Below are 4,358 nucleotides of genomic sequence, written 5' to 3'. Positions count from 1 at the left end.
ATAGGCCTGATCGGTTTTGCTACTCGCACGCAGTCGCGGCGGCTGACTGCGTAGCAACTGCTCGGGTGTCGGTCCTCTCACGCTCGCTGCTCCATGAGGATCAGAAGATGCTGAAGCTGCTGGCTCAGCCGCTCGATGGTTCGCTCCACGATGGCCCGCCCTCGTTCCTGACGCGCCTGCAGCGGAGAGCCAATGACGCCACTGGGGCTTAGGGCACGTACCCCCAGTGCCTGCAGCGCTGGCTGAACCGACAGCGGAGGCTCAAGCGGACGTGGCTCACCTGCAGGCAAGGGCTGCCGCACGTGTTCGGGCCAGTAGGCCAGCAGAATAGAGGTTTCCAGTTCGCCGGCATGGACATCGGCAGGACTGCCATACTGACTCTGCCAGAGGCCACTCGCCACACGTTGCCCTTCCAGAACGGCACAGGGAAGGCCGTCGCGAGCGCTGATCTCGGCAGCCAGCGAACTGAGCAGAGCATTGCCGCCGTGCCAGTTGACCAATACCAGTAAACCGGGCCGCGGCTGCCACTGCTGTAGACTGTGGGCTAGATCGTCGACCAGCGCCGCCAATGTGCTGCTGCGAAGAGTCAGGGTCTGTGACCCCAGGTGCTCCCAAGAGCAACCAAACGGTATGGCTGGCAGACACAGCCCCTTGAAGCGTTCCGCCAGGCGCTGGGCCAGCAGCTCTGCAATGCGCGTGTCGGTATCTGGTGGCAAGTGAGGGCCGTGCTGCTCGTAGCTCCCAGTGGGGAGAAAGATCGGTTGTGGCTTCATGCGCGGTCTGATTCCTCCTTCCTTAGTATATCGTAAACAGGCAAGGCTCTGATAACCAAAATCAGCAGCCCGACCCCTTGACAGCGGACCTGCTGCCTGTTACACTTGTCACTGGATCTGATTATCGTAATCAAATTGAAAAAAAGGAGAACAGCGGGAAGGCAGAGGGAACCTGCAGTCAGAGAACTGGCTGAGGCTCGTCAAACTGCTCTGTTACACGCCTGCGATCCCTCTATTTGACAGGGTCGTGTGAGAAGAAAGGAGAATCATGGTGATGATCATGCGCCCAGCGCGCACCATGCTCGTGGTTGACGATTCGCCGGTCTGGCGGACGGTGCTGCACGTGGCCCTCAGCCGCGCCGGCTAGGAGAGGCTCGCCTGCTCTAGCAAACGGAGCATTCTATTGAGCCGGGCAACGCAAGGCAAGCGCTTCCATTGTTGCAAGGCTTGGGCCAGCCGATGGACTGCTCTCAGCGCTCGCGGTGAGCGCGCCTGACAGGCACACATCAGCGCCTCTTCAGCCAGCGAGCAGGCTTCTTCAAGCTCTCCCTCGCGCGCAGCCACCTGGGCCAGGTCCACCAGCACCAGCGCCCGGCGCCTGGTGGGAGCTGCAGGAAGCCACTGCAGTGCCTGCTGGAGCGAGGCTCTGGCCTGGGAGAGGGAGCCAAGATAGAGGTAGCAGCGACCCTCATAGGCCGCACAGGCGCTGACCTGGAAGCCCGTCCAGCGCTGATCAGGGCTTTGCTCGGCCTGACTCTGATCCAGCCAGCTATGGACATGTTCCAGCGCCCGTTCGCAGCCGGAACGATCCTGTTCTTGGGCCAGCACTTCTGCGCGCATCATTTCCAGCCAGGCCAGGCTTTGGCCACTGAGCTGGCTGCTTTGCCCTAATGCCAGCGCGTGCTCTAGGGTCGGCAAGGCTGCTTTGCCTGCTCCCTGATAGACCAACAGCCAGGCCTGCCGGCCCGCAGCCAACGCCCAGAGGGCTGACTGCTCTCCCTCGCGAGCCAGCTCAATGGCGAGTCGATAGGAAGCGGCAGCGCGCTCTCCGTCGTGCTGATCCAGGGCAATTTCGCCGAGTATCTGGGCGCTATTGCTACAGACTGCGCACAGCCGCCGCTGAATAGCCAGCGGTTGCTGAGCATGCAGCAACTGGGTCAGGGTCATCAGATGGCCTGAGACTGCATGTAGCAGGTCGCTTTTGGCCAGCGAGGAACGATATAACTCCCAATAGAGGTCGGTGACGGCCTCTAGATGGGCCAGGGTGGCGGCGTCGGTACGGGAGGGCCGCTTGAGCGCCAACGCCAGGCGTTCCCAAGCCTCCGCTTCGATTAGCTCTTGCGCAGTCTTGTGCAGCCAGGGGGCTGCCGTTACCAGCGGTAGCAGCAGTTGCTGTAATAAGGCGCGTCTTAGACGATCGATGGCGGTGGCTCCTTCCCCGAGCATGGTAAGGAACGGGGATGCTTCGTCTGCTTCGGCTTCTGCGCTCTGCGTCCATTCTAGCAGATGAGGGCCGCCACCGGGAAGGGATCGGCAGACGAGCAGCTCTGGAGGACATGCTAGCAGCCTGGCTATGGCTTCCAGACGCTTCCTGGGAATTCGCACGCGCCCGGCACAATAGTCGAAGAGGGTTCTTACAGGGATGCCCGTCTCGCGGGCGACTTCAGCAATGGTCAGGCCAGCCTCTTTGATGGCAGCTCGCAGGTGATTGGCGTGATGACACGTCTTCTCGCGCATAGTTGTAGCCTCTTCTCAGCGCCAGCCCGGCTGTGGCCCGCAGAGCTGCACGCTTTCTGCAGGGATTCTGCACAGATGTCACCGTCAAGGGGCACGCTCGTCCGGCTCGATAGCCTATACTTCAAGAGCAAGGGTAAAGTCAAGCAAAGGATAGCACATTTCTCTTTCTATTAAAAGATGTTCTTGTGTAAAGAAGAGGTCAGTTCATCTGTTAGAGAGAGGACAGGCATGCTGTTGAGCTGCGAAGTCTGCAAGTGGAAAGAGTGTCTGTCAGAAAGGAGTATAGACATCATGCGCCCAGCGCGCACCATGCTCGTGGTTGGCGATTTGCCGGTCTGGCGGACGGTGCTGCGCGCGGCCCTCAGCCGCGCCGGCTACCAGGTCCAGACCTGCAGCGACGGCCTCAGCACCCGGGCAGACGCTGGCCACGTGGGCCCAGCGCCTCCCGATAACACACTCTCGAAGGGAGCAGTTGCTCAGCCTGGCGTCAGACGGAACGGCTCTGGTTTAGCCCTGCTCAAGCCTCTGCTCGGGCACAGGTATGCCCAGCAAAGCGCCGCCGCACTGCTAATAGCTCTTCAGCAACCAGACGTCCGTCGACCAGGGTCAGCGGCTGCAGCACCTGCCGACAGGAAGCACAGCGAGCCGTCAGCCGGTCTGTGGCCGGCTCGCGTTCCAAAAGCACATAGGCCTCTGGTTCGCTGCCACCGGTCAGCCAGCGAACGACGTCCGGCCCTTCCGTTCGGAGACGCCCGGCATTGGTTTCAAGAACGTGGCGAATCTTCTCTTCGGCGGGTGACATAGATTCCCTCCCTCATCCTGTATACCCCTCAGCAGGCCCAACGGCAGCAAGAGCCTGGCTGCGTCTCTGCCTCAACGCTGCGCGCTCTCAAGCAGGGCGGCTGAGTAACTGCTGTAAATCGCGCAGAGCATGTAGTGGCGCCTTACCCTGACACTGCTGATACAAGCGCTTGATACGCTCCTCCTTGGTGGGCAGGTTGAGCGCGCGGGCGATGCGCAGGGCGTCTGTGAGAACGTAGCAGCAGCTTTCCAGGTCCCCCTGAGCATAGTAGGCATCAGCCTCAGCCAGCAGCAAATTCAACTGCCAGCGTGTCATACCTGGTTGCAGATGCTTGCGCGCCACGCCGAGAGCTGCCAGCGCCTCATCGTGCCGACCGAACATCGTGAGGGCCTGGGCCTTCTCGATGGCGATGCTGGTCAGATCCGTTCTAACGAAGCTGCCGTCGGGGGTCAGATCCCCTTTGCGTGCAAGGCGGGCAGCCTCCTCGAAGTAGCGCAGGCTCTGCTGTTGCCGGCCCTGATCTGCTCCGGCCACATAGCTGAGAGCCTCCCCAGCCATCTGGAGGCACTTGCCTTTGAGGGGGTCACGGGCGAGGTCGGCATACGGTAAAGCGGCAGCAGCATCCTGCCAGGCAGACTCGTAGCGTTGCAGGCCCAGATAGACCCGAGCACGCCGTAGATACGCCGCCGCCAGCAATTCAGCATGGTTGAGCCGACCGGCAATCTCAACAGCCTGGGTAGCATATTCCAGAGCCTGGGCCCGGTCCTGGCGGTCACGCGCCACGACCGATGCAAGCTGATAGAAGCGGCAGCGGAGTGCATCGTACTGATCCCGCTTGAGGCCGCTGGCGTGGGCAAAGTCGCTGTTGAGCTGTCCGAGCGCCTGCTGAATGCTCTGGGCGACCTTCTGGGTGCTGCTGGTGTAGTAGAGTTCCCAGGAGAGAGCCAGCAGGCTTTCGTAGGACTGCATCATCTGACCACTGGCCAGTGACTCGATCCCCACGGAAGAGGAAGCCAGTTCCAGGGTTCCATCGCTGCTGGCGAGCG

General features: G+C 61.5%; 5 protein-coding genes. All 5 read right to left on the bottom strand.

Annotation, left to right across the window (positions count from 1 at the left end):
* Positions 1-77: 77 nt before the first annotated feature.
* The gene (locus IRZ24_RS17300; protein WP_287268799.1) at positions 78-773 is read right to left on the bottom strand and encodes a creatininase family protein; all 696 of its coding nucleotides are present in this window, start codon (positions 771-773) and stop codon (positions 78-80) included.
* A gap of 363 nt (positions 774-1,136) precedes the next feature.
* The gene (locus IRZ24_RS17295; protein WP_297166947.1) at positions 1,137-2,510 is read right to left on the bottom strand and encodes a helix-turn-helix domain-containing protein; all 1,374 of its coding nucleotides are present in this window, start codon (positions 2,508-2,510) and stop codon (positions 1,137-1,139) included.
* Between the two features lie 270 nt (positions 2,511-2,780).
* Positions 2,781-2,939: a hypothetical protein gene (locus tag IRZ24_RS17290; protein WP_297166944.1), complete on the bottom strand. Its 159-nt coding sequence runs from the start codon at positions 2,937-2,939 to the stop codon at positions 2,781-2,783.
* Between the two features lie 88 nt (positions 2,940-3,027).
* Positions 3,028-3,312 carry a hypothetical protein gene (locus IRZ24_RS17285; RefSeq protein ID WP_297166941.1) on the bottom strand — a complete coding sequence of 95 codons (285 nt, stop codon included), beginning with the start codon at positions 3,310-3,312 and terminating at the stop codon, positions 3,028-3,030.
* 87 nt (positions 3,313-3,399) lie between these two features.
* A partial coding sequence (locus tag IRZ24_RS17280) for a hypothetical protein (protein ID WP_297166939.1) occupies positions 3,400-4,358 on the bottom strand: 959 nt, incomplete at its 5' end.

It is taken from the genome of Thermogemmatispora sp., assembly GCF_019683755.1.
Taxonomy (GTDB): Bacteria; Chloroflexota; Ktedonobacteria; order Ktedonobacterales; family Ktedonobacteraceae; genus Thermogemmatispora.
Note: the sequence above shows the minus strand (reverse complement) of the source record. Positions and strands in the feature narration are given on the sequence as shown.